A 21,082-nucleotide genomic window follows, 5' to 3' on the forward strand; every position below is an offset into this window, starting at 1 on the left:
GCTCAGGCAAAGTTCAAGCCGCCCTGCGGGCGAGGCGCGTTTCCAGCCGTCTGGCGGCCAGGGAGCAGGCCAGGCAGGCGAGCAGGTATAATCCGAGCACCGTGAGCCATATCTCGAAGGTGCGGTAGGTCGCGGCCATGAGCTCCAGGCCCTCGAAGGTCAGCTCCGGGATGGATATCACCGCCACGATGGACGAATCCTTGATGGTCGAGATGAACTGCCCGGCCAGTGGCGGGATCATGCGCCGCAAGGCCTGGGGCAGGATGACGCGCGTCATGCGCTGCCAACGGGACAGCCCCAGGGCGTAGGCCGCTTCCCATTGGCCGCGCTCGATGGATTGTACGCCCGAGCGCACGATTTCGGCGATGTACGCGCCTTCGTACAAGGCCAGGGTAGTCAGGGCCGACAGGAAGGCCGCCAATCTGCCGGGCGGGGCCATGATCCAGGCCAGACGTTCCTGCCAGGCTTCGGACAGGCCATAGGCCAGCTCCTGCGCGCCCAAGGCGGTCATGATCCAGTCGCCCACGAAGAAGTAGAACAGGAACACCAGCACCAGCGGCGGCGTGTTGCGCATGGTTTCCACATACGTGCGCGCGCACAGGCGCAGGAACAGGCTGCGTGACACGCGGCACAGCCCGGCCGCCACGCCCGCGGCCAAGGCCAGCAGCATGGTCCAGGCCGCCAGACGCAGGGTGGCGACGAACCCCTTCAGGAGCAAGCCGGGAGCAAGTGAGCCGTCCTCGCTCCTGCGCAGGATGGTCCGGCCCAGGAATGACCAGTCCCAGTCGTAGCCCAGCACCGTGGTCACGCGCCAAGCCAGCCAGCCGGCAGCGCCAGCCAGGACGAGCAGCAGGACGGCATCCAGGCCGGTAAAGCTTGTCGTGCGTTGCGGGTGCACGGATCAGGGCAGCCGATTGGCCCAGTCGCGGGTTTCGAACCAGTACGTGTAGCGTTCCGCGAACCAGCCCTCGGCCTGTACGGCGCGAATCCAGGAGTCCAGATAGTTGAGCGCGTCCGGATCGCCCTTGCGCACCGCTATGGCGTTGGGCTCGCTGGTGAAGGTGCCGGAGAAGGGCAGGAACAGCTTGTCCTTGTGCGCGATGGCCTCGAAGGCCGGCTTGGGCGCGGTGGACACGAAGGCATGGGCATTGCCGTTCAACAGCTCCTGCAAGGCCTGCGGCTCGGAGTCGAACAGGCGCAAAGTGGCCTTGGGCAGGTATTTCTGCGCGGCCTGGGCGGCGCTGGTGCCGGTGCGCGCGGCGATGACCACGCCGGGCTTGTCAAAGTCCTGCAGCTTGGAGAAGCCTTGGGCCTTCTGCCGGTGCGCCACCAGGGACATGCCCGTGACGTTGTAAGGGATGGAGAAGTTGACCTTGAGGGCCCGGTCCGGGCGGATGGACATGCCGCCGATGATCATGTCGAATTTGCCCGTGAGCAGGGCCGGGATGATGCCGGACCACTGCGTGTGCACCAGTTCGAGCTTCACGCCCATGTCCTGGGCCAGGCGGTTGGCCACATCGATCTCGTAGCCCATGAACTCGCCGTCCTTGTCCTTCATGGCCCAAGGCTCGAAGGTGGACATGCCCACGCGCAGCACGCCACGGCGCAGAACCTGCTCTATGGCGCTCTGGCTGGCCAGCTCCTGTTTCAAATTCGCGGCTTGCACAAGCGGGGCGGAGCAAAGCAGGAGGGCGATGCAGGCGAGGGCGAGAAGCGCTGTCGAAAGAATGTGGCGCATGAGGGCCTCCTTGGCTTGAGTTCATGCCGCATGGGCGGCGGGTGATGCGACGCTCTACAGAATCTGGCTCAAAAAGGCCCGCGTGCGCTCGTGACGCGGGTCCTCGAAGAAACTTTCGGGCGAGGCCTGCTCCACGATGCGTCCAGCGTCCATGAGCGCGATGCGGTCGCCCACTTCGCGGGCGAAGCCCATCTCGTGCGTGACCACGACCATGCTCATGCCTTCCAGGGCCAGTTCCTTCATGACCTCCAGCACCTCGCCGATCATCTCCGGGTCCAGGGCGCTGGTGGCCTCGTCGAAGAGCATGATGCGCGGCCGCATGGCCAATGCGCGGGCGATGGCCACTCGCTGCTGCTGTCCGCCGGAAAGCTGGTGTGGGTAACGTCCGCCCAGGCCGGACAGGCCCACGCGATCCAGCAGGCGCACGGCTTCGTTTTCGGCTTCGCGTCGGGACCAGCGCCGCACCAGGCGCGGGGCCAGCATGATGTTGCCGGCCGCTGAGAGGTGCGGAAAGAGATTGAAGGATTGGAAGACCATGCCCACCTCGCGGCGGATGGCGTCGCGCGTGCGCTCCGAGAGCACGAGACCGTCCACTGTGACCTCGCCCGCGTCGATTTCCTCCAAGCCGTTGATGCAGCGCAGCAACGTGGACTTGCCGGAGCCGGACGGTCCGATGATCACGAGCATCTCGCCCTGGCGCACGTGCAGGTCCACTCCGTCCAGGGCCAAAACCCCGCCGGGAAAGATTTTGCGTACGCCGCGCAGGCCGATGATCTCTTCGCCCAGGGTCTTGGTACGCGAATCCAGGGCTTTTTTGAGCATGCCCGACCTCCTACGCCGTCAAGGTCATGCGCCGCTCCAGGCCGCTGGCGGCCAGGGACAGCACTGTGTTCAGGAGCAGGTACATGGCGGCCACGGTGAACCACACCTCGAAGGTCAGGAATGTGTCGGCCACGATGATCTGGCCCTGCATGGTCAGCTCGTGCACGGCGATGGTGCTGACCAGGGCTGAATCCTTGACCAGGGACACGGCTTGGCTGGTCAGCGGCGGGAGCACGCGGCGCAGGGCTTGCGGCAGCACCACGCGCACATAGGCTTGAGTCCGCGACAGACCCAGGCTGTAAGCAGCTTCCCATTGGCCGCGCTCCACGGACACGATGCCGGCGCGGATGATCTCGGAGGCGTAGGCGCCTTCGAAGAGCGTCAGGGCCAGGATGCCCGAGGCCAGACCGCCGATGCCCAGCACGGGCGACAAGGCGAAGTAGATGAACAGAATCTGGATGAGCAGGGGCGTGTTGCGCACGGTCTCCAGGTAGGCCGTGGCCAAGAGCCGCCCCACGATCGAGGATGACAGGCGCAGCAAGGCCGTGGTCATGCCGAGGAGAGTCGCCAGGACCAGGCCGGCGGCAGTGATTTTCAGGGTTACGGCCAGGCCCTGCAGGAGTGGGCCGGCTGCGAGTCGGCCGTCTATATCCTGCAAGAGGTAGCGCGGCAGGCGGTACCACTGCCAATTGTAGCCCAGGCGTTCGGAGCCGGCCAGGGTCAGCCAGATCAGGACAGCCAGCAGCAGACAGAAACCCAGCAGATCCAGCAGAGGACGGGTCTTGTATCCAAGGTACGGGATGGGGAATCGAGTCATGGCGCGAGGCATACGCTGTCCGGTAGCCGCAGGGGCTATGGCTTTTTTCCCGGCCCAGAGGGCTCGGTGCAGTCCAGGATGAAAAAGATGCGGCCCTGGCAGCGGACCGCGGACATGATGCGCCGCATGGTGGCCTCCGCTCGCTTATCCCGCCATGCGTACTACTCTAACCCGGGTTTACTCAAACCTGCATGGCGGATTCCGAGTGCTCGGGCTTTGAGTAAGGACGCAGGGGAAAAGGTGGATATGTGTATCGCTTTTTCTCGGCGCTGTCTCCCCGGAAAGACGCAAATGGCGTCCCTCGGCCTTCAAACCTCCAAAACGCGGTAGCAGCGGGCGGTCTCGCGCTCCAGCACAAAGCGGGACACATTGTAGACCGGGATGCCGCCGGGTGTGGATCCGTCGGGATGGCCGTGGTGCGCGTGGCCGTGGACGATGAAGTTGACCCCGCATTTGTCCAGGACCTCGGCCAAGCGCGATGTGCCCAGGAAGGGATAAAGCTCAACGGATTCGCCGGCCAAGGTTTCGCGGATGGGCGAGTAGTGCAGGATGGCCACGCGGCGCTCGGTGCGGATGGCGGAAATGGCCTGTTCCAGCCGCACGGCCTCGGCCACGCTCGTGCCCACAAAGCTTTTGAGCGCTCGCTCGCCGAAGGTGGCGATGGTGCGTGCACCGAAGCCGCCGCAGAAGCCTTTGGTGCCTACGAAGCCCACGCCGTCGATCTCGCAGGTCTCGCAGTCCAGCACACAGATGCCGGCGTCGCGCATCATGGCGTAGAGCAGCGCGTGCTGGTCGCTCTCGTGGTCGTGGTTGCCGACGACGGCTACGATGGGGATGGACAGCTTGCGCAGGTCGGCCAACATGACAGCCATTTCCTCGGGCCTGCCCTTGTCGGCCAGATCGCCTGCCAGCAGAAGCACGTCGGCCTCGCGCTCCACGCCGGCCAGGATCGTGTCGGCCAGCCCGGCCGAATCCTCCTTGTAGTGCAGATCGCCGATGGCCGCGATCCTCATAGCGCCTCTCCCTTTTCGTTCACCAGGGGTTGGCTGGGCTTCACATTGCGGTATTCCCAGCGTTCCTGGTCCACGGCGAAGCGGTGCGGGTCAATGGCCGCGCCGAAGAAAATGGCCGGATCGCCAGGTGTTTTCCAGGTTGTGCGTACTTTGTCGAACAACTCGACCATGAGGTCCTGAGGCAGCCAGTCGGTATGGCCCGGATAGATGAAGTTGAACAGAAGCAGATGCCACAGGAGGATGGTGTCGTCGCCAAGAATGCGGCGCAGCCTGGCCCAATTCAGCCTGCCTTCCTGGGAGCGGATGAGGTGTGCGATGTCCGCTCCGTCGAAACGGTCGCTGCGGGCCACGTGGACTTTGGAGGCGACGAGTTCCTCGGGCCCGACCATGCGCGTGGACACGCCAAGGATCTCCAGGGGCCGGCTGTGAGTGAACCACTCGTCGTCGATGCGCACAAGGTTGCTTGGCAGGCTGAAGATGAGGTCCATGAAGTAGGGTCGCTGGTAGACCTTGGCCAGCCAGTGCGTGTCGGTGATCTCAGTCTCGTAGCCGGCTTTGGCCATGATCTCCAGGGCTGGCTTGAGCGACTTGGGCTGGAGGAAAATATCCATGTCCTTGGTGTCGCGCCAGATGGACGTGTAGGCGCACAGGGCAAAGGCTCCGCTCACTACATAGGGCACCCCGGAGTCATTCATGATGCGCAGCCAGTCGGCGAACAAACGAGCCTGTTCGGGTTTCAGGCTTTCGGCTGCCTGGTGCAGGCTGACCGGGGCGTGCTGCTCGGGCGCTGTCGGCATGCGTGTGCTCCCCTTGCAAAGGCCTGGGTATTGGCCGGTCAAGCCGGCAAGGCCGTCAGCCTAGCACGGTCGGGAGAGCATGGACAGAGGGATGGATATAATCGGGAAGAGCGTAGGCAACGTGGCGCGGTTCTGGAAACATGCGGGACGAAAGCAGGTCGGAGCTGTTCTCGCCTGCCGGTAAGCCGTAATGCCTTGAATTCAGACGGATTCCATGGGGTGATCCGCCGACAGGAATCAAAGCCGGCCTTTGCTTATAAAGACAGGCTTAGCGTGGGGAGGGCTGTTTCTCGATCTGGGGCATCCTCTCCTCAACAGCCGCTCGCACGGCGGTGAAAACTTCGTCCGGTCCGGGCGTGGCGTCAACAATCGCGAAGCGTTGCGAGTGCAGGGCGGCCCAGGTCAAGTAGCCCTCGCGCACGCGGTTGTGAAACTCCAGATCCTCGGCCTCGAAGCGGCCTTCGGCCTGAGCTTTGTTCTCGCGCACGTTGCGCGTCAGGGCTCGATTGAGGCCCAGAGCCGGCTCGATATCCATCAAGATAGTCAGGTCGGGCCACGTCCCGCCAACGGCCACGTCGTTGAACGTGTGCAGCAACCTGGGATCGAGACCCCGGCCGTAGCCCTGGTAGACCACGGTGGAATCGGCGAAGCGGTCGCAGACCACGACCTTGCCTTCGTCCAGGGCGGGGCGGATGACCGTGGCCACATGCTGGGCCCGGTCGGCCAGGTAAAGGAACAGCTCGCTTGTGCCCGTAAGGTCGCGGCTCTCCATTGACAGCAGGATGCGCCGCAGCTCCGTGCCCAGGCGGCTGCCGCCCGGTTCGCGCGTTACTGTCACGGTCCTGCCGCGCTCGGAAGTCAACCAAGCCACCAAGCGCTTGATCTGGGTGGTCTTGCCCGTGCCCTCTATCCCTTCAAAGGTAATAAACATTGCGCGGGTCCCTTATCGTCCTTGCGGGTGTTTTTGCTTCCGGGCGTGGCCTTGGGGTGGAACAGATAACGATCCAGGGAGCGCACGAAGGGCGACCAAGCGCCCTCGGCGGTATCCTCGCCCAGAGATTCGCTGACGGTCTTGAGTTTGGCGTCCAGGTTGTCGGCGTAATGCAGCACCAGCGCCTCCGCGGTCTTGGGCCGTTTGGGCGATCCGAAATCCAGCTCGCCATGGTGGCTGAGTAGCAGGTGCTTGAAATGAGCCTTGAGTTCATCGTCCAGGTCTGTGACCTTGGCCAGATGCGGCAGGAGCTTTTCCAGGCCGATGGCGATGTGCCCCAGCAAGCGGCCCTCGTCGGTATAGTCGCGCAGCAGGCCCGAGGTCAGCTCCCAGGCCTTGCCCAGGTCGTGGAAGGCCGCCGCCGCCAGAAGCACTTCGCGATCCAGCTCGGGATAGAGCCCGCAGAGTGACTGGCAGATGCGGCACACGGCCAGGGTGTGCTCCAGCAGGCCGCCGGCGTAGGCGTGGTGAATAGCCTTGGCGCCGGGCGCGAAGAGCAGTTTGCCCCGGACGTCCTGGTCCGCGAGTACGCGCTTGCAGAACTTTTTCCATGGCCCGTGCCTGAGTTCCTGGCGCAGCAGATCCTCCAGCTCCTCCAGCAGGATTTCGGGATCGACCTTGCTGCAGGGGATGAGCCCGCGCAGCAGCGACTCGTCCGGTTCGCAGGCCAGGAGTTCCAAGCGCTCGATGATTATTTGCGGCTGGTCGCGGAAGAGCTGCACCGCTCCCTCGGCCACGACGATATTGCCCGCGGCCAAGTTGGGGTACTGCTGGCTCAGGGGGCTAAATACCTTGGCCTCCAGGGACCCGGACGAGTCCTGCAGCTTGAGGCCCCAAAACGGGCCGTTCTTGCCTTGGGCCTGCCTGGCCTCGGCAAGGACGAACACGTCGGAGATGAAGTGGCCGGGCTGCATGTCCCGGATGAAAGTCTTTTTGGCGCGCATGGGTATTCCGGAGGTTCTCTGTGTGCTCCGCTCCGACCCGGCATGGGGCGGCCGCACGAGAAAACTAGAAGTGGACTGAAAACTGCCGCTTGTCAATTCAGCCAGACTGGCTTTGCATGAGCAGGGGCCGCCTTGCGGCGGCCCCTCTATTGATTGGATCAGGCCTGAGGTAGGGAATGCAACGAACCCAAGTCTTCACATTCAACCGACCCTCCCCGAGTGAGGTTGCTACTTGCCTTTACCGTTACCCTTGTTCTGTTGCTCGTCCTGGTGGCGCATATTATCCACATGCTTGGCTAGGCGATCCAGGCTCTTGAGCCCACGGTCCGTGAGCGTCTCCAGGAAGGCCACTATGGCATTCTCCTGATTGTCGCTCAAGCCGAGATTACCCATTAAAAAGGTCGGCGCCAGGGTAATCGGGTCGGGGACGTCCGGTCCGGGCCAGCCTGCTTCAGGTACGTCACGCGTATTGTAGAAGTGCACAATCTCCTTGAGTGACGTGAAGAAACCGTTATGCCCGTACGGCCCGGACAGTGCGATGTTGCGCAGGGTCGGCGTCTTGAACAGGCCATTAAAGCTTCCTCCCGCGGGGGGAGCGATATCGGTCCGTCCACCCAGCCCGATATCCTGCGTCGTGGCAGGCGTTAAGGGCGGGACGCCGATGTTGTGGTAGTCATTATCGGTGAAGAGGTGCGGAGCGCTATTGTCGTTGGGGATGGCGTGACAGAAGGTACAGTTGGCCTGAGGAGTGTTCACTGGGTCGGGGTTATTTAAGAAGTTGGTTGTGAACAGGAGCCGGCCCTCTTCCTCCAGGGGCGCCAGCTTGGCCTTGCCAGCCAGGAAAAGGTCGTATTTGGAGTTGAACTGCCGGAGCATCTGGCACTTCTCGAACGCGGCGATGGACTCGGCGATTTTGTCGTAAGCCGTCTCGGTATTGTTGAAGACGCCGACGCCCCAGATATCCTCGAAGAGACCGGCGTAGAAGGTCTTGCTGACCTTCAGCACGACTTCGTCCTTGTTTGCGTTGTTCATCTCCACGGGATTAAGGAACGGCTGCTTGGCCTGATCGGCCACGGTCGCGGCGCGGCCATCCCAGAAAAAGCCGCCTTGGAATCCGGTCAAGGAAAATGGATTGGGATTTGGACCGAAATCCGGAAGGAAAGCGACATAGGGCATTGTCGGCGCGTTCCTGGTGCCGAACAGCCCGGGGATGACGCCCTCGGAGACCGGCAGGTCGTTATCAGGATCGTCGAACCCCGCGCCGGGGAAATGGCAGCTGGCGCACGACTGCCCGGCCGGTTCGGATAAGGTCGTGTCGAAGAACAGGAACAAGCCGACCAGTTCCGTGGGGGTGAATTGCAGCCCCGTGAACTTTGCGATCTCGGCCGAGGCGTCAGGGAGTTTGAGCTTGGCCAAGGCCATGTGGGGTACTGTCAGCAGGAGCGCGAGTGCCGCGAGTGCAACGAGTTTAACTCTTGAAGTGCGGGTCATTGTTAGCCTCCGGTTCAGCGTGTGCGTTTCGAGTGTATATATCAACCCCCCAAAAAAGCCGTCTCTGCATGCCAAGGCAAATTGTTTTGTAGTTCTCGGATGTGTCTTGTTTGCTTGTTATGCTTCTGTTAAAGTAGCTTAATTGGTGCAAATATTGAATCATGTATACAAAACATACCGCAATGTCTGTATGGACACATCTAGTTGAATGGATATGTTTTGTAAAATGAGTATTAAATAATTTGTAAAATTGGAAAACATTAATGGATATAAATGAAAACCAAGTATTATATGTTTTGTACATGTTTTTTCTCGCAATGGTAATTTTTAGCCTTTTGCGTATATGTGTCATGCCGAAATCGAGCTGGTTAGAGTCTTGATGCTAACTTTTCTCCAAGATCCATCGTTGCTTGTTTATAGCAATAGCTTTGCTCTATAATCAGGTGCTCAGTCATCTTGTATAGGACTTTAGTGCTGATTCAGAGGGTGAATACTATTTGTTTTTAGGCCTAAACTAATTATAGATAGAACACCTGATAAGGCACTGTGGCGTATCCTGTTGACATACTGGCATGTTGGACACGGATGCAGGACGGAAGTGCTTTACATTGGTCGTGCATTGCCGGGCCAAGCCCGGCCTGCCCGGCATTTATGACCGGCGTGGGCACGGACTGAGGCACAAGATCGAACTTGTCTTGCCAGGGAAGATCCAGGGACTCACGGCAGTATTCGACCGTGTCTGCGCATTGCTCGTGCCCGGCATGGTGGAGCCGGCCGATGTTCTCGCGGACGCTGTCCTGGCGTGCCATCGAGTTCGGCATCCCTTTGCCGCATGCGCGGTGCTGGCTGTATCAGGGCTGTATTGGGAGACGGCCGGTCACGCGTCATTGAGGGCTATCCCCAGCAGAGCGGACCGTCGGTAAGGAAGGACAGGGCCGCCCTGGCAGGCGACCCTCTTCGCGCGTGGCAGCCTTATGGCGCGGACTGTACCGTGGCAGGCACAACCTGGAAGGGCAGCATCATCTCGTGATCCTCGTGCTCCAGAATATGGCAGTGCCAGACGAACAGGCCCGAGGGACCCTCGAACTGGTCGATGACCCGCGTGACGTGGCCGGGCGGGGACTGGAAGGTGTCCTTCCAGCCTATCTCCTCGGGGGCGGGCGGCACGGCTGGCCCCGTGTATAGGATCTCGCCAGTGGCGTCGTAGTGGTCGACGTCGAAGGGTCGCCTGTCCAGGATCTGGAACTGCCCCTGGTGGATATGGATGGGGTGCACGTCGTCCGTCAGGTTGACCATGCGCCAAATCTCGGTGCTGCTGGAGCGGACCTCGATAGCCCGGACTTGGCCGGGCTCCAGGGGCTGCTGTGGGTCAACGACCACGTCGAACCAGCGCGTGCCGTCCAGCAGGGTCAGGGACCGGCCGAACTGGTCCTGGATCTCCTCCAGGGTGAAGGTACGCGTGATCAGTGCCGCCGACTCGGGCGTGCGTGGCACGTCGGCCAGCCTGGCCGGCAGGTCGGGCGAGTCGGTCTGAGTCCTCGCCCGGACCCGGAAGAGCATTATCTCGGGCAGGGGCTGGGAGTCGTTGGCCGGATCGGTCTGGACATCCAGGCCCTGGAAAGGCGTGAAGGCGTTGTTGTGCAGGATGAAGGACTGGCCGGCGTAGTCCGAGAAGTCGATGACGATGTCGGCGCGCTCGGCCGGCATGAGCAGGAGCCGCCTGGCTGTGGGGTCGGCGGGGTCAACGCCCTGGGTGAGGTCCACGGGCGAAGGAAGCAGGCCGCCGTCGGAGCCGACCTGGGTCAGGGCCGGGCCGGCCGCCCCCAGATCTGGCTCGTTGTCCGCGTCAGCCCGGACGAGCATGAGGTTGAGCGTGCGCGCGTTGCAGCCGTTGAGCACTCGGAAGCGGTACTTGCGCGGCTCGACCTCCAGGTAGGGCCAGACCTTGCCGTTGACCACGGCCGTGTCGGCGAAGAACTCCGGCGAAATGGACGGAGTCGGGGCGGTGATGCCTGGCTCGTCCTCGGGCGTGAGCGGATAGTACAGGCCGCCGTCCTCGTAGAAGGACCTGTCCTGGATGAGCAAGGGGATCTCGTGGCGGCCGCGGGGCAGGCCCAGTCGGCTCTCCAGTTCGCTGTCGCGGATGATGTAGAACCCGGCCAGGCCGGCGTAGACGTTGAGTCGGGTGATGCCGATGGTGTGGTCGTGGTACCACAAGGTGGTGGGCTCCTGCCGGTTGGGATAGGCATAGAGCCTGCGCGCCCAGTGCGGGCCGCGCTGGGCGAAGTCCTTGGTGAACCAGGCTTCGGGATACCCGTCGCTGTGGCCGGGGGTGTCTCCGCCGTGCAGGTGGACCACGGTGCGCACTGCCGGGCTGGGCGGCTCCGCTCCGTGAATGCTCGTATCCACGGGCAGCAGGTGCTCGGAGGGCAGCTCGTTGAGCCAGGTTACGAGGATCTTCTCGTTCGGCCGGGCCTCGATGGTCGGTCCTGGCCAACTGCCCGCATAGCCCCACAGCGTGGTCGGAGGAAGGTCGCGGTGCGCGAGTTGCTGGAACTGGGTCATGCGGACCTCATAGTAGAGCCTGCCTTGCAGCCTTCCCTTGGGCTGGAGCACGCCAGGCCTGGGCAGGACGTCCACGTACTTGGTCAAGGTGTCGGGGTCGAGCTTTTCCCTGCCCTGGCCGTAAGCCTGGTCGATAGTCTGGAGTGACACCGTTCCGGCAATCAGAATCAGCATCGCCAGGAACAGGGCGGCATAACCTTGGCCGAATATGCTGCGAAAGGACATGGGCGACTCCTCACGGGCCGCTCGGCCCGCCACGGCTGTATGGTGAGCCCCCCTGGCGCGGCGCGAGCCAGTGCCGCCGCGCTGCCTTGCCTCTGCCGGGACATGTGCCCAGACTCTATCCTCCCCGGTGTGTGCTGGAATTAAAAAAATACCAGGGGATCATAAACCTATCGCCAGGTTGCCCTGGATTGATTTATTGCTCCCCGCGCCGGACTTGACCGGACCAGGCATCGGGCTATGCTGAATTATTTGGCCCGCGTGGCTTCGTGGTGCGCGCCTGGGAGTTGCAGCCTTATCGTATTTTCATATATAGTTTTCTGCTGGCGCAACCATGGGTTTGGCGCTGTCTCGTCCAACGGGCGCAGGCAGCCGGAATCCTCCATCATAAGGCAACCGCCCAAAGAGGATCGATGCGTATACTCCTGACCAACGACGACGGCATCCAGGCTCCGGGCCTGCGCGCGCTCTATCGCGAACTCAAGCGTGCCGGGCTTGAAGTGCACTGCGTCGCGCCCATCTCCGAGATGAGCGCTGTGGGGCACGCCATTACCTTTGCCATGCCCCTGCGGGTCAAGGAATTCGTGGAGAACGGCTTCCGGGGCCAGGGCGTCTCCGGCACGCCGGCCGACTGCGTCAAGCTCGGCATCAGCACGCTGCTGGAGGCCAAGCCCGACCTGGTGGTCTCGGGCATAAACGCCGGAGCCAACGTGGGCGTGGATATCCTCTATTCGGGCACGGTTTCGGCGGCCACGGAGGGCGTGCTCATGGGCTATCCGGCCCTGGCCGTATCCATGGATACCTTTCACCTTCAGGATCCGGGCGAGCAGGCCGCCTGGACCGCGCGTTTCGTCCAGGATTTTGATTGGAGCGCCATACCGGACAAAACCGTGCTCAACCTGAATTTCCCGCATTGTCCCTTGTCCGAAGCCAAGGGGCTCACACTCTGCCGCCAGACACCCGTGCCTTACGAGGACTGGTACGAACAGCGGAATGACCCTCGCGGACGGCCGTACTACTGGCTGGATGGTGTTATACCGCCAGAGAAGCTCGACGCCGCATCTGATCGCGCCCTGCTCACCGAAGGTCACATTACGCTCACGCCTCTGCGTTTCGATTTCACTTGCGAGCACACCCTCGAGTACCTGAAGGGGACCCTGAAAAGGTCCTGAATCCATATCACTTCCGCCGCGCGGCACCCTGAAACGGGAAGGGTGCCGTCAGCACTCAAGGAGAAAGCCATGCCCCTCGTGTCCCCAGCCGAAATGTTCAAGAAAGCCTATTCCGGCGGCTATGCCGTTGGCGCATTCAACGTCAACAATATGGAAATCATCCAGGGCATCATGTCCGCGGGCGAGGAAGAGCGCGCGCCGCTCATCCTGCAGGTCTCGGCCGGAGCGCGCAAGTACGCGGGCCAGGACTATATCATCAAGCTCATGGAAGCCGCCGTGGCCCGCACGGACCTACCCGTGGCCCTGCATCTGGATCACGGACAGGACTACACCATCTGCAAGGAAGTCATCGAGGCCGGCTTCACCTCGGTTATGATCGACGGCTCGCACCTGCCCTATGAGGAAAACATAAAGGTCACCAAGGCCGTGGTCGAGTGCGCCCGCGACAAGGGCGTGTGGGTCGAGGGCGAATTGGGCGTGCTGGCTGGCGTGGAGGACGAGGTACGCGCCGAGAAGACCATCTACACCGACCCGGACCAGGCCGTGGAGTTCGTGCAGCGTACGGGCTGCGATTCCCTGGCCATTGCCATAGGCACCTCGCACGGCGCGTACAAATTCAAGCAGGGCTCCAACCCGACCCTGGACTTCGAGCGGCTGGAAAAGATCGGCAAGCTTCTGCCCGGTTATCCCATCGTGCTTCACGGCGCGTCCAGCGTGCCGCAGGAGTTCGTGGACATGGCCAACAAATACGGCGGCAAGATAGGCAGCGCCGTGGGCGTGCCCGAGGAGCTTTTGCGCAAGGCGGCTTCCATGGCCGTGTGCAAGATCAACATCGACACGGATATCCGCCTGGCCATGACCGCCATCATCCGCAAGCATTTTGCCGAAAAGCCCGAAGACTTCGACCCGCGTTCCTACCTCAAGCCGGCTCGCGAGGCGGTCAAGCAGATGGTCCAGCGCAAGATGCGCAATGTCCTGGGCTGCTCGGGCAAGGCCTGATCAGCGAGAACTCCCGGCCGGCCGACGACCGGCGGGGTTGTGTCCTCATGTGGAAGCTGGTCTATACTGGGAGCTATAGCAGGCAACCTTTCACTCGGGAGAGAAGCATATGGCAATCAAGATCGGACTCAACGGCTTCGGCCGCATCGGCAAGAACCTGGCTCGGCTCATGGTTCAAGATAAGGATGTCGAGCTGGTCGTGTTCAACGCGCGCAAGGACCCCTCCATCTACGCTTATACCTTCAAGTACGACTCCGTGCATGGCAACTGGAAGGGCGAGGTCAAGGCCGAGAAGGATGGCATCGTCATTGACGGCAAGAAAATCCTCATGACCAGTGACGAGGCCGGCAAGTGGCAATGGGGCAAGCTCGGCGTGGACATCGTGGTCGAGGCCACGGGCAAGTTCCGTGACCGCGAGTCCTGTCAGAAGCACCTGGACTGCGGGGCCAAGAAGGTCATCATCAGCGCGCCGGGCAAGGGTGTGGACGCGACCGTGGTCTACAACGTGAACCACCAGGGCTACGACCCGGCCAAGCACCACATCATCTCCAATGCCTCGTGCACCACGAACTGTCTGGCGCCCGCGATTAAGGTCCTGCACGAGAAGTTTACCGTCAAGCAGGCGGTCATGACCACGGTGCATGCCTACACCACGAGCCAAGCTCTCCTGGACAGCGCCCAGCCCAAGGATCCGCGCCGCGGCCGCGCCGCGGCCCTGAACTTCGTGCCCACCACCACGGGCGCGGCCAAGGCCGTGAGCGAGGTGCTTCCCGACCTCAAGGGCAAGATCGACGGCATGGCCATCCGTGGCCCGGCCCCGGACGGCTCGCTGGTTGATCTCGTGTGCGTGGTGGAGAAGTCCACCTCCAAGGAGCAGGTCAACGAAGTCTTCAAAGCCGCGGCCAACGAAACCCTGGGTTACACCGAGGAGTACGTCGTGTCCGGCGACATCGTGGGGGACACGCACGGCGGCGTGGTGGACGGCCTGAGCACCATGGTCAACGGCGGCACCCTGGTCAAGGTGCTCGTATGGTACGACAACGAGATGGGCTTCAACAACCAGCTCCTGCGCACCATCAAGCTCGTGGGCTCCAAACTGTAAACCGGCCGCGTCGCGGCATATCTTGAGGGAGCGGGGGCATTGTCCTCGCTCCCTCTTTTTTAGAGCATTTGCTTTTGAAAATGCTCTGCAAGCCATGCGTCGGCATGGCTTGCCGCTAGCTTCGGCGTAGGCGCAATTCACTTGCGCCGTCAACGCCGGAGCGGGCGTCTTAAAAGCAATATGCTCTAATAGATGCGCACATGCTGCATCTGGTGAGTGCATGCTTTACAGAGGGTTGCCTAACGTGTATTCGGATCGCGTATTTAATAACTGGGATTGAATGCCGTGAAAACAAGGTTGCCGATTTATGCCGACGCAGAGCCCATGCCATCTGCCCAGGGATAAGGTGCCCAATTGCAGGGCGGACCGGCGAAGGTTAATCGGACATACCATATTGGCCGGAGCATGCATGGCTGTGTGCATTGCCTTTCTTTGCACTCCGTTCGGCCTGCAGGCCTTAGCCCAACCCCTTGCGCTGCCAGCCTCCTCAGCCGTTTATCCCAACAGTCTGACAGCCTGCCTCGTGCTTCTGCCAGCCTTCCTCTTGCTGGTCGCCGCGGGCGCGTGGTTCGCCAAGCGGGCTCTGTCAATGCGCAGGGCCGAAGCGGAGTTGCGCAGTGTGGAGGAGCACTTTCACCGCCTGCTCGATTTCGCGCCGGTCGGCATCTTCATGCATGACGGAACGCGCATCGTATATGCCAACCGCCGTTGCGCCGAATTCCTGGGCGAGGTTTCACCAGCCGATATCGTGGGCAAGCCCAATCTGAGCTTCGTGCATCCTGATTTTCACTCGCGCGTCGATGCCTATGTTGTCGAGCACCTGCAATTAGGCCAAAGCGTGCCCTTGGATGAGCAGATCTTCGTGCGCCAGGACGGCAGGGAGATCAGGGTCGAGGTTGCGGCCAGTCCGGTGGGGCTCGACGGCAGGCGTCTCGTGCAGGTGCTTTTCCTGGACATCACTGCCCGCAAGGCTGCGGAAGAGGAGTTGCGCAAGGCCGAGGAGCGCTATCGTACCCTGTTCGAGCAGGCTATCGAAGGCATCTATCGTTCGACCATCGAAGGCCGCTTCGAGGAGGTCAACCCGCCCCTGGCCGCCATGCTCGGCTACGACTCGCCCGCGGAGCTGGTGGCGGCGGTGCGCGACATCGACTGTGAACTTTACGTGCCCACCGGACGCAGGGCGGATTTCCTGGCCAGCTTCGGCCAGGATGACAAGGCGTGCGGTTTCGAGTCCCAGGTGCGCCGCAAGGACGGGAGCGTCATCTGGGTCCTGGAAAACACGCGCGCCATCAGGGACGCTGTGGGCCGCATCATTCGCTTCGAGGGCAGCATGGTGGACATCACCCTGCGCAAACAGGCGGAGCAGCGGCTCAAGGCATCGCTGGAAGAGAAGGAAATCATGCTCCGCGAGATTCACCACAGGGTAAAGAACAACCTGCAGGTGGTCTCGGCCTTCCTAAGCCTGCAAGGCGATTCCCTGGCGGACCCAACGGTCAGAAACGCTTTCCGCGAGGGTCAGAACCGCATCCGCGCCCTGGCGGCCATTCACGAGTCGCTCTATCAGTCGTCCGACCTGCGGGGAATCGATCTCTCCGTGTATATCCCGCGCTTGGCCAAGCATGTGTTCAATTCTTATGTTCATGGTCCCGGCAAGGTGCGGCTTGCGCTGGACGTAGCTGCCGTGCAGGTCGCCATCGATACGGCCATCCCCTGCGGGCTGATCGTCAACGAGCTTCTGTCCAATGCGCTCAAGCACGGCTTTCCCGATGGCCGCAGCGGAGCCATCCGCGTCAGCCTGACCGGCGGGAACGGCCGGATCACGCTTGCGGTGCGCGATGACGGTGTGGGGTTGCCGGTTACGTTCGACCTGCAGAGTCGTAAGACCCTGGGCATGCAGATCCTGGGCGCGCTCGTGCAACAGCTTGGCGGCAATCTGGAGTACGGTGCAGCCGATGGCGCGACGTTCTCCATAGCCTTCAGTCCCAAGAGCGGGACGCCTATCTTGAATTGATTCCTGGCTCCAGCGCAGGCCGGACATCGTTGCATGCCGCTCTTCCTTGCTATTGCGGTCAAGAACGGCCCGTCCTTAATCCGAACCCGTGCCGACCCTCCACGTTGGTTCCGCCTTGTTCGCAGTTGGGCGCTTGGCCGAAAATAATACACTAAACTGATCGGCATTTTTCAAGCCAAGACAGGTGCTTACTCCGGAATGCAAGGTCAGGAGCGGCTTTGCCGGCGTTTTCTTCCCGCTCCGAGTAGGGTATGCTCGGCTTTCAGTTCATGTTGCCCTGAATAGACAGCCCGCCCGTTCTCGGAGACCAAAGGACCATGCCCGACTTCGTCCATCTGCACTGCCATACTGAATTCAGCCTGCTGGACGGCGCGATCCGCATCAAGGATCTGTGCGCCAAGACCAAGGAATTCGGCTCGCCGGCCGTGGCCATCACCGACCACGGCAACATGCACGGTGCGGTGGACTTCTACATGAAGGCCAAGGATTGCGGCATCAAGCCCATCCTGGGCTGCGAAGTTTATGTGGCTGGCGAGGGCGGGGTGGAGGAGAAGGGCCCCGGCGCCAAGCGTCATCACTTGGTGCTGCTGGCCAAGGACCTCACGGGCTACCACAATTTGCTCAAGCTGGTTTCCAAGGCCAGTCTGCACGGTTTCCATTACAAGCCGCGCGTGGACAAGACTTGGCTCATGGAGCACGCCGAGGGGCTCATCGCCCTGTCGGCCTGCCTGGCGGGCGAGATCCCGCGCGTGCTCATGGGCCAGGGGCTGGACGCGGGCATCCGCACGGCCAACGAATACGCGCAGATATTTCCAGGCCGTTTCTACCTGGAAATGCAGGCCAATGGCCTGGAAGAGCAGTTCCGGGCCAACGAGTTGATTCGCAAGTGCGCCGATGCCACGGGATTGCCGCTGGTGGCCACCAACGACTGCCACTATCTGACGCGCGAGGACGTCGAGGCGCATGACGTCCTCCTGTGCATCCAGACCGCGGCCATGGTCGCGGACAAGGACCGCATGCGCTTCGGCACCAGCGAACTGTACTACCGTCCGCCGCAGGAGATGGCGCGCGAGTTCTCGGACTGCCCGGAGGCCCTTGAGAACACGCTCAAGATCGCGGACATGTGCAGCGTGGATTTGAACCTCAAGCAGCTTCACTTCCCCAAATATGATCTGCCCGCGGGCATGACCCTGGAGGACGAGTTCCGCAAGTTGTCCCGCGATGGCCTCAAGGAGCGCTTGGAGAAGCTGCCTTACACGGTTGACGAGCAGGCCTACTGGAAGCGCTTTGAGTACGAGCTGGACGTCATCTGCAAGATGCAGTTCCCAGGCTACTTTCTCATCGTGCAGGATTTCATCAACTGGGCCAAGCGCAACGCCATCCCCGTGGGACCAGGCCGCGGCTCGGCCGCCGGCTCCATCGTGGCCTGGGCGCTCAAGATCACCAACCTCGACCCCATCCCCTACAACCTGCTGTTCGAGCGCTTCCTGAACGTGGAGCGCATCTCCATGCCGGATATCGACGTGGACTTCTGCGAGCGCAGACGCCACGAGGTCATCGACTACGTGACCCGCCACTATGGCGAGGACAACGTGGCCCAGATCACGACCTTCGGCACCATGAAGGCCAAGGCCGCGGTCAAGGACGTGGGCCGGGCTCTGGGCATGAGCTTCGCGGAGACCAACCGCATCGCCAAGCTCATCCCCGAAGATCTCAAGATGACCATCGGCAAGGCCTTGGACAGCGAGCAGGAGCTGCGCAACCTGTACGATCTCGATCCGCAGGTGCGCAAATGCCTGGACGTGTCCATTCGCCTGGAAGGGCTGTGTCGGCACTGCTCCACGCACGCCGCGGGCGTCGTCATCAGTCCCGGCCCCATGTCGGACTACCTGCCGCTGTACCGAGACAAGAAGGGCGGCGTGGTCACGCAGTACGATATGAAAAAGGTCGAGAAGGTCGGGCTGGTCAAGTTCGACTTCCTGGGCCTGCGCACCATGACCGTCATCCACGATACCCTGGACAACATTCGTCTCCAGGGTCTGACCCCGCCGGACCTGGACGTCCTGCCCCTGGACGACCTGGAGACGTACAAGCTCTATTCGCGCGGCGACACCGACGGCATCTTCCAGGTCGAATCCTCGGGCATGCGCAAGTACTTGCAGATGCTCAAGCCGTCCTGCTTCGAGGACATCATCGCCATGCTCGCCCTGTACCGTCCCGGTCCGCTGGGTTCGGGCATGGTCGACGAATTCATAAAGCGCAAGCACGGCGAAGTGGCCGTGACCTTCCCGCACGAGAGCCTGAGCGAGGTGCTGAAGCCCACCTACGGCGTCATCGTCTATCAGGAACAGGTCATGTCCGTGGCCCAGATCATGGCGGGCTATACTCTTGGCCAGGCGGATCTGCTGCGCCGGGCCATGGGCAAGAAGAACCCTGAGGAGATGGCCAAGCAGCGCGAGCGCTTCCTGTCTGGCGCGCGAGAGAAAAAGATCGCCGACGCCACGGCCAACGAGGTCTTCGACCTCATGGAGAAGTTCGCCGAGTACGGCTTCAACAAGTCGCACAGCGCGGCCTATGCGCTCATCTCCTATCACACGGCCTATCTCAAGGTGCACCACAAGCACGAGTTCATGGCCGCCATCATGACCTCGGAAATCGAGAACCAGGACAAGATCCTCAAGTACATCAACTCCTGCCGGGATATGGAAATCAAGGTCCTGCCGCCGGACGTGAACGCCAGCCTGCGTCAGTTCACGGTGGAGCAAGGCCGCATCCGCTACGGTCTGGGCGGGGTCAAGAACGTGGGCGACGAGGCCATCAAGGACATCGTGGCCGCACGCGAGGCCGATGGCCCGTTCCGAAGCCTGCTGGACCTGTGCTGCCGGGCCAATCTGCGCAAGGTCACCAAGCGCGTGCTGGAAAGCCTCATCAAGGCCGGGGCGGTGGACGGCTTTGGGGCCACGCGCGCGGCGCTTATCGCCGGCCTGGACCGCGCCGTCGGCCTGGCCCAGAAGAAGCAGAAGGAGCGCGAGTCCGGCCAGATCTCCATGCTCGGGCTCATGGGCACCAACGAACGCGAGGCTGCCTTGCCCGGCCTGGGCGTGGCCTGCCCGGAGCAGTCCCTGGATGAGTGGCCAGACGACGAGAAGCTGCGCAACGAAAAGGAAGCCCTGGGCTTCTACTTGTCCAGCCATCCGCTGCTGGCCTTCCGCCACGAGCTGCGCCGCCTGCGCTGTTCGAGCCTGGAGGACTGCGCCGAGATGGGCGAGGGCATGCAGGTCAAGGTCGCGCTGCTCATCACGGGCGTCAAGGAGCATATCACCAAGCGCGGCGACAAAATGGCCTTCTGCCAAGCCGAGGACCTGACCGGCGCAACTGAGCTGGTCATGTTCCCCGAGGTCTACCAGAAGGCCAAGCCGCATATGGAAGGGGACCAGCCGCTACTCGTAACGGCCAAGATCAGCGAAATCGAAGGCGGTGACGGTGACGACGGAGAAGCTTCGTCTAAGCGGGCCAAGCTGCTGGCCGAAGATATCTGTCTGCTGTCTGGCGTGGTCTCGGTTGGCGAGGATCCGGTGGAGCTGTACCTGCCCAGGACGGCTTTCGATTCCGGTCGCATGGACACGCTCAAGGCCATTCTGGCTCGTTATCCGGGCCGAGCGCCGGTACAGTTTGAATTGACCTTGCCCGAGGGCTGCTGCCGCCTTCGCTTGGGGCCGCGCTACACCGTGGCGCCCACGGTGGATTTCTGGAAGGAGATCGAGGGGTGGCGCACGGCTTGAGCAGGTCAGCGCGCTCCTGGTCCCCTCGGTTTATTGGCGGAATTAAGGGCGCGCAGGCACCCGCGATCCTCGCTCAGCTTCTCATGTTCAAGGGCTTGCGGGCGATTGGGTTTGTTTCGTAATTTTTGGTCTGCTGTAAACCTGGACTCTCTTGGAATTCTCGCCAACAACTAATTATTATACCAGAAGATCCTCCGAGCCCCAAACATATCGCCATGGCCTTCAAGGCCATCGCATATGGATGGTCGTCGGGTGCAAGGCATCCGTCTTGTTTCCTAAAGAGGTTTATTGGGCTTATTCCTCCAGGTCGGGTGGATCGTTTTTTCCGCAGGGAATGGCCAACTCCAGCGCGGCCACGGCAATACCCACCAGCTTCCAATCCCCCGAGACCACAGCATAGCAGAGATTGACCAGGGCTACTTCCAGGGCCTCGCCGGCTTTATCTTTGCCAAAAATCGTGTGTTCCTTGCCCAGGCTGGCGCACATGAGCGTGTCGTTGACCTTGAGCATGCGCCGGCCGCTCTCGATCAGGTGTCTAAGACGAACGTCGTCGAAGTCGATGATCGTATCGTAAGTTCTCGGGGGCATATACATCCATTGGCGAGCTGACGCCGGA

16 protein-coding genes are annotated in these 21,082 nt (G+C 61.9%); 5 read left to right on the plus strand and 11 right to left on the minus strand.

What is annotated here, in order from left to right; genetic code table 11:
• Window positions 1–13: 13 nt before the first annotated feature.
• From H585_RS0118005 to H585_RS0118060, 10 genes are all read right to left on the minus strand, one after another.
• The gene (locus tag H585_RS0118005; RefSeq protein WP_027368844.1) at window positions 14–898 is read right to left on the minus strand and encodes an amino acid ABC transporter permease; all 885 of its coding nucleotides are present in this window, start codon (window positions 896–898) and stop codon (window positions 14–16) included.
• A gap of 3 nt (window positions 899–901) precedes the next feature.
• Entirely contained in the window at window positions 902–1,738 is an 837-nt protein-coding gene (locus tag H585_RS0118010; RefSeq protein ID WP_027368845.1) for a transporter substrate-binding domain-containing protein, read from the minus strand.
• 54 nt (window positions 1,739–1,792) lie between these two features.
• On the minus strand, window positions 1,793–2,560 hold the full coding sequence (locus tag H585_RS0118015; protein ID WP_051183203.1) for an amino acid ABC transporter ATP-binding protein: 768 nt from the start codon (window positions 2,558–2,560) through the stop codon (window positions 1,793–1,795).
• Between the two features lie 10 nt (window positions 2,561–2,570).
• Window positions 2,571–3,389: an amino acid ABC transporter permease gene (locus H585_RS0118020; protein WP_027368847.1), complete on the minus strand. Its 819-nt coding sequence runs from the start codon at window positions 3,387–3,389 to the stop codon at window positions 2,571–2,573.
• 296 nt (window positions 3,390–3,685) lie between these two features.
• Window positions 3,686–4,390, minus strand: a complete 705-nt coding sequence (locus H585_RS0118030) for a metallophosphoesterase family protein (RefSeq protein ID WP_027368848.1) — start codon at window positions 4,388–4,390, stop codon at window positions 3,686–3,688.
• Window positions 4,387–5,187, minus strand: a complete 801-nt coding sequence (locus H585_RS0118035; protein WP_014260410.1) for a nucleotidyltransferase — start codon at window positions 5,185–5,187, stop codon at window positions 4,387–4,389. Before H585_RS0118035 ends, H585_RS0118030 begins: the two co-directional genes overlap by 4 nt.
• 268 nt (window positions 5,188–5,455) lie before the next feature.
• The gene (gene tmk, locus H585_RS0118040; protein WP_027368849.1) at window positions 5,456–6,118 is read right to left on the minus strand and encodes a dTMP kinase; all 663 of its coding nucleotides are present in this window, start codon (window positions 6,116–6,118) and stop codon (window positions 5,456–5,458) included.
• Window positions 6,094–7,122, minus strand: a complete 1,029-nt coding sequence (locus H585_RS0118045) for a 3'-5' exoribonuclease YhaM family protein (RefSeq protein WP_027368850.1) — start codon at window positions 7,120–7,122, stop codon at window positions 6,094–6,096. Before H585_RS0118045 ends, tmk begins: the two co-directional genes overlap by 25 nt.
• Window positions 7,123–7,350: 228 nt before the next feature.
• Window positions 7,351–8,613, minus strand: coding sequence for a cytochrome-c peroxidase (locus H585_RS21740; RefSeq protein WP_051183204.1), 1,263 nt, complete (start codon window positions 8,611–8,613; stop codon window positions 7,351–7,353).
• A 972-nt stretch (window positions 8,614–9,585) separates the two neighbouring features.
• A complete protein-coding gene (locus H585_RS0118060; protein WP_051183206.1) occupies window positions 9,586–11,403 on the minus strand; it encodes a multicopper oxidase family protein in 1,818 nt (605 codons plus the stop codon).
• Window positions 11,404–11,813: 410 nt separating this feature from the next.
• Here H585_RS0118060 and surE point away from each other — a divergent pair, with 410 nt between their 5' ends.
• The 5 genes from surE (at window position 11,814) to dnaE (ending at window position 20,466) form a co-directional block, all read left to right on the plus strand.
• Window positions 11,814–12,572 carry a 5'/3'-nucleotidase SurE gene (gene surE, locus H585_RS0118065; protein WP_027368853.1) on the plus strand — a complete coding sequence of 253 codons (759 nt, stop codon included), beginning with the start codon at window positions 11,814–11,816 and terminating at the stop codon, window positions 12,570–12,572.
• Window positions 12,573–12,641: 69 nt separating this feature from the next.
• Window positions 12,642–13,571: a class II fructose-1,6-bisphosphate aldolase gene (gene fba / locus H585_RS0118070; protein ID WP_005989585.1), complete on the plus strand. Its 930-nt coding sequence runs from the start codon at window positions 12,642–12,644 to the stop codon at window positions 13,569–13,571.
• A 109-nt stretch (window positions 13,572–13,680) separates the two neighbouring features.
• On the plus strand, window positions 13,681–14,673 hold the full coding sequence (gene gap / locus H585_RS0118075) for a type I glyceraldehyde-3-phosphate dehydrogenase (RefSeq protein WP_014260418.1): 993 nt from the start codon (window positions 13,681–13,683) through the stop codon (window positions 14,671–14,673).
• 409 nt (window positions 14,674–15,082) lie between these two features.
• Window positions 15,083–16,684 (plus strand): PAS domain S-box protein, encoded by a 1,602-nt coding sequence (locus H585_RS0118080; RefSeq protein ID WP_027368854.1) that lies wholly within the window; start codon window positions 15,083–15,085, stop codon window positions 16,682–16,684.
• A 317-nt stretch (window positions 16,685–17,001) separates the two neighbouring features.
• Window positions 17,002–20,466 carry a DNA polymerase III subunit alpha gene (dnaE, locus tag H585_RS0118085; protein WP_027368855.1) on the plus strand — a complete coding sequence of 1,155 codons (3,465 nt, stop codon included), beginning with the start codon at window positions 17,002–17,004 and terminating at the stop codon, window positions 20,464–20,466.
• A 294-nt stretch (window positions 20,467–20,760) separates the two neighbouring features.
• On the opposite strand, the gene H585_RS0118095 is transcribed toward dnaE, so the two are convergent.
• Window positions 20,761–21,054 (minus strand): hypothetical protein, encoded by a 294-nt coding sequence (locus H585_RS0118095; RefSeq protein ID WP_014260421.1) that lies wholly within the window; start codon window positions 21,052–21,054, stop codon window positions 20,761–20,763.
• Window positions 21,055–21,082 lie beyond the last annotated feature (28 nt).

Origin of the sequence: Desulfocurvibacter africanus subsp. africanus DSM 2603 (assembly GCF_000422545.1) — a bacterium.
GTDB classification, from domain to species: domain Bacteria; phylum Desulfobacterota; class Desulfovibrionia; order Desulfovibrionales; family Desulfovibrionaceae; genus Desulfocurvibacter; species Desulfocurvibacter africanus.

What these genes read in the sequence shown, in the direction of transcription:
- H585_RS0118010 (WP_027368845.1), bottom strand. Translation starts at nt 1,738, where the DNA reads ATGCGCCACATTCTTTCGACAGCGCTTCTCGCCCTCGCCTGCATCGCC.
- H585_RS0118015 (WP_051183203.1), bottom strand. Translation starts at nt 2,560, where the DNA reads ATGCTCAAAAAAGCCCTGGATTCGCGTACCAAGACCCTGGGCGAAGAG.
- H585_RS0118020 (WP_027368847.1), bottom strand. Translation starts at nt 3,389, where the DNA reads ATGCCTCGCGCCATGACTCGATTCCCCATCCCGTACCTTGGATACAAG.
- H585_RS0118030 (WP_027368848.1), bottom strand. Translation starts at nt 4,390, where the DNA reads ATGAGGATCGCGGCCATCGGCGATCTGCACTACAAGGAGGATTCGGCC.
- H585_RS0118035 (WP_014260410.1), bottom strand. Translation starts at nt 5,187, where the DNA reads ATGCCGACAGCGCCCGAGCAGCACGCCCCGGTCAGCCTGCACCAGGCA.
- tmk (WP_027368849.1), bottom strand. Translation starts at nt 6,118, where the DNA reads ATGTTTATTACCTTTGAAGGGATAGAGGGCACGGGCAAGACCACCCAG.
- H585_RS0118045 (WP_027368850.1), bottom strand. Translation starts at nt 7,122, where the DNA reads ATGCGCGCCAAAAAGACTTTCATCCGGGACATGCAGCCCGGCCACTTC.
- H585_RS21740 (WP_051183204.1), bottom strand. Translation starts at nt 8,613, where the DNA reads ATGACCCGCACTTCAAGAGTTAAACTCGTTGCACTCGCGGCACTCGCG.
- H585_RS0118060 (WP_051183206.1), bottom strand. Translation starts at nt 11,403, where the DNA reads ATGTCCTTTCGCAGCATATTCGGCCAAGGTTATGCCGCCCTGTTCCTG.
- surE (WP_027368853.1), top strand. Translation starts at nt 11,814, where the DNA reads ATGCGTATACTCCTGACCAACGACGACGGCATCCAGGCTCCGGGCCTG.
- fba (WP_005989585.1), top strand. Translation starts at nt 12,642, where the DNA reads ATGCCCCTCGTGTCCCCAGCCGAAATGTTCAAGAAAGCCTATTCCGGC.
- gap (WP_014260418.1), top strand. Translation starts at nt 13,681, where the DNA reads ATGGCAATCAAGATCGGACTCAACGGCTTCGGCCGCATCGGCAAGAAC.
- H585_RS0118080 (WP_027368854.1), top strand. Translation starts at nt 15,083, where the DNA reads ATGGCTGTGTGCATTGCCTTTCTTTGCACTCCGTTCGGCCTGCAGGCC.
- dnaE (WP_027368855.1), top strand. Translation starts at nt 17,002, where the DNA reads ATGCCCGACTTCGTCCATCTGCACTGCCATACTGAATTCAGCCTGCTG.
- H585_RS0118095 (WP_014260421.1), bottom strand. Translation starts at nt 21,054, where the DNA reads ATGCCCCCGAGAACTTACGATACGATCATCGACTTCGACGACGTTCGT.